Below are 3,599 nucleotides of genomic sequence, written 5' to 3' on the forward strand. Positions count from 1 at the left end.
CGGTACGACCTCGACTACCCGAGACGTACGAAGGCCGCCGCGCTGTCGGCGCTCGAACGACCTCGACGAGAGCGGCGACGAGCTCGCGGGCGACGAGTCCGCCGCCGACGATACCGCGCCCGACGACGCCGCCCCGGACGAGACGGACCCGGCCGGCACGCCGGAGCCCTGAGATAGTCGGTACGTCGGAGCCCTGAGGCGGTCGGCCCGCCGCGGAGATCCGCGGTAGTCGCCGCGACCGACCGTCGAACGCGATTTTTGTTCGTGCGATCGTCTGACAAACGCTTAAGTGAGACGCGAGACCAAATTCCCGGTAATGGGCAACAAGAACAAGACGATCTCGTTCCGCGTCAACGAGGGCGCGTTCGAGGCCCTCCGCGACATCGCGGAGGAGCGGGACATCTCGCTGTCGGCGGTCTTCCGGGACTACGTGGACGCGCTCGTTGCCCACGACGGTCAGGTCCGAGTCGTCCCGGAGTCCGAACTGGAGGGCATGGGCGACGACGGCGAGTCGTTCCCCCCGAAGATCGAGGTCCCGAAGAGCTTCGTCCGCGAACACGAACGGCTGGAGTTGGAGGCCGAACACCTCCGCGAGCAGCTCGATGAGCACAAGCGGTACGTCAACTACCTCCGCGAGCAGCTGGAGGAGGGCGACGACGAGGTGATCCACTTGGAGGACCTCGACGGCGAGCCGGACGAACCCTCCTTCCGACTCGGCTAACGCCCCCTGTCGCCCGACGACTCCTATCGGCTACCGCCTCTTGTCGGCCGTGACGCACCCCTCCCGTGCGTACGCCTCTCTCGTGCGTACTCTCGTTCCGCGTTCAAACCGTCGAGCCACGGTGCCGCGACTCGCGGCCTTCCCTTTCGCCGGCGACCGGTCGCGAAAACCTTCCTGTTCGTCCGTTACTGACCCGCGAAACGCACATGTTGGCGAAAATATTGCCAAATCGCTCGTAGTTTGTTCAGAAACGTCCGGTTCTCTCCCCGTCTGATGGACGGTTTCTCATCCCGAGGCCGCTATTTCTAATTATACTAAATTATTTACGAAAACGATATTACCCGGGCGGTGGACGTATCGGATATGCGAAGGTGGGTTCGACCGTGACCGTGTTCGACAGGGCGTACGACGATACGGTTCGCGTCCTCGACGAGGACGGGGAGGTCGTCGGCGACGTTCCCGACCTCGACGACGACTCGCTCGTCGAGATGTACAGGCACATGCGGTTGGCGCGTCACTTCGACGGCCGCGCGGTGAGCCTCCAGCGACAGGGCCGGATGGGGACGTACCCCCCGCTCTCCGGGCAGGAGGGTGCTCAGATCGGCTCGGCGTACGCGCTCGACGACGACGACTGGATGGTCCCGTCGTACCGCGAACACGGCGCTGCGCTGGTCCACGGGCTCCCGCTGAAACAGACCCTGCTCTACTGGATGGGCCACGAGGACGGCAACAACGCGCCGCCGGACGTCAACGTCTTCCCCGTCGCCGTCCCCATCGCGTCGCAGGTGCCCCACGCCACGGGCGCTGCGTGGGCCTCGAAGCTCCGCGGCGAGAACGACGCGTTCGTCTGCTACTTCGGCGACGGTGCGACGAGCGAGGGCGACTTCCACGAGGGGGTCAACTTCGCGGGCGTGTTCGACACGCCCACCGTCTTCTTCTGTAACAACAACCAGTGGGCGATCTCCGTCCCCCGCGAGCGACAGACCCGGAGCGCGACGCTGGCACAGAAGGCGGAGGCGTACGGCATCGACGGCGTTCAGGTCGACGGGATGGACCCGCTCGCGGTGTACAGCGTCACGGCGGCCGCCTTGGAGAAGGCGCGCGACCCCGACACCGACCGACCGCGACCGACGCTCATCGAGGCGGTCCAGTACCGCTTCGGCGCGCACACGACCGCCGACGACCCGACGGTGTACCGCGACGACGACGAGGTCGAGCGCTGGAAGCGGAAGGACCCGATCGACCGGCTGGAGTCGTACCTCCGCGACGAGGGGGTCCTCGACGACGAGCGCGTCGCGGAGATCGAGTCGTCGGTCGAGGCGCAGGTCGCGGACGCCATCGACGAGGCGGAGTCGATGGCGCGGCCCGACCTGCGAGAGCTGTTCGAACACGCATACGCGGAGCTTCCGCCCGAACTGGAGCGGCAGTACGAGTCGCTCGCCGCGCTCCGCGACGACCGCGGCGACGCGGCGTTCCTGGAGGACTGAATGACCGACACACAGAATCTCACCCTGGTACAGGCGGTACGGGACGGACTACACACCGAACTGCGCGAGGACGACGACGTCGTCGTGATGGGCCAAGACGTCGGGAAGAACGGCGGCGTCTTCCGCGCGACGGAGGGGCTGTTCGACGAGTTCGGCGGCGACCGCGTGATCGACACCCCGCTCGCCGAGTCGGGAATCGTCGGCACCGCGGTCGGCATGGCCGCGATGGGGATGCGACCGGTCCCCGAGATCCAGTTCTCGGGGTTCATGTACCCCGGATTCGACCAGATCGTCTCGCACATGGCGCGGTTCCGCACCCGAAGCCGGGGGCGGTTCACGCTCCCGATGACCTTGCGCGCCCCCTACGGCGGCGGCATCCGCGCGCCGGAACACCACTCCGAGTCGAAGGAGGCGTTCTACGCCCACGAGGCCGGGCTGAAGGTCGTCGTCCCCTCGACGCCCTACGAGGCGAAGGGGCTGCTCGCGGCGTCGATCCGCGACCCCGACCCGGTGATCTTCCTCGAACCGAAGCTGATCTACCGGGCGTTCCGCGAGGAGGTGCCGGACGAGCCGTACACGGTGCCGATCGGCGAGGCGAAGACGCGCCGCGAGGGCGACGACGTCGCCGTGTTCACCTACGGCGCGATGACCCGCCCCACGCTGGAGGCCGCCGAGACGCTCGGCGAGGAGGGGATCGAGTGCGAGGTCGTCGACCTCCGGACGATCTCGCCGCTCGACCGCGAGGCGATCGTCGAGGCGTTCGAGAAGACCGGCCGCGCGGTCGTCGTCCACGAGGCCCCCAAGACTGGCGGCCTCGGCGGCGAGATAACGGCGATCCTTCAGGAGGAGGCGCTGTTACATCAGGAGGCACCGATCGGCCGCGTCGCCGGGTTCGACGTGCCGTACCCGCTGTACGCGTTAGAGGACTACTACCTCCCGTCCGCGGCGCGCATCGAGGAGGGAATCCTGGAGGCGGTCGAATTTTAACATGACCGCCGGAGATACATCCATGACCGTCGAGGAGGTCGACAGATGACGATCAAGGAGTTCAAGCTACCCGACGTCGGCGAGGGCGTCGCGGAGGGCGAACTGGTCTCGTGGCTGGTCGCGCCCGGCGACCGCGTCGAGGAGGACCAGCCCGTCGCCGAGGTCGAGACCGACAAGGCGCTCGTCGAGGTCCCGTCGAGCTACGACGGCGTCGTCGAGGAGCTGTTCGTCGAGGAGGGCGAGATGGTCCCGGTCGGCGACGTGATCATCTCGTTCCGCGTCGACGAGGAGGGCGGCGAAGCCGTCGACGCGGCGGCGGGCGACGCGGAGGCGGGCGGCGGTGAATCGGACTCCTCCGCGGGCGAGGAGGCGGAACCGGAACCGAGCGCCGGAGACGAGTCCGA

General features: G+C 67.6%; 3 protein-coding genes and 2 pseudogenes (1 of these 5 running past the window's edge). All 5 read left to right on the top strand.

Annotated features, from left to right (window positions below; genetic code table 11):
* A pseudogene (locus tag BN903_RS18035) lies at window positions 1-172 on the top strand (DNA-binding protein); the annotation flags it as partial.
* A gap of 144 nt (window positions 173-316) precedes the next feature.
* Window positions 317-721 (top strand): hypothetical protein, encoded by a 405-nt coding sequence (locus tag BN903_RS07600; RefSeq protein ID WP_048077168.1) that lies wholly within the window; start codon window positions 317-319, stop codon window positions 719-721.
* A gap of 383 nt (window positions 722-1,104) precedes the next feature.
* Entirely contained in the window at window positions 1,105-2,208 is a 1,104-nt protein-coding gene (pdhA, locus tag BN903_RS07605) for a pyruvate dehydrogenase (acetyl-transferring) E1 component subunit alpha (RefSeq protein ID WP_048077206.1), read from the top strand.
* Window positions 2,209-3,195 (top strand): alpha-ketoacid dehydrogenase subunit beta, encoded by a 987-nt coding sequence (locus BN903_RS07610; protein ID WP_048077169.1) that lies wholly within the window; start codon window positions 2,209-2,211, stop codon window positions 3,193-3,195.
* Between the two features lie 45 nt (window positions 3,196-3,240).
* Window positions 3,241-3,599: pseudogene (locus BN903_RS07615) on the top strand (dihydrolipoamide acetyltransferase family protein) (it continues 846 nt past the right edge of the window).

It is taken from the genome of Halorubrum sp. AJ67 (genome assembly GCF_000513435.1).

Coding starts and splice junctions, on each gene's coding strand:
- BN903_RS07600 (WP_048077168.1), top strand. CDS start 317: ATGGGCAACAAGAACAAGACGATCTCGTTCCGCGTCAACGAGGGCGCG.
- BN903_RS07610 (WP_048077169.1), top strand. CDS start 2,209: ATGACCGACACACAGAATCTCACCCTGGTACAGGCGGTACGGGACGGA.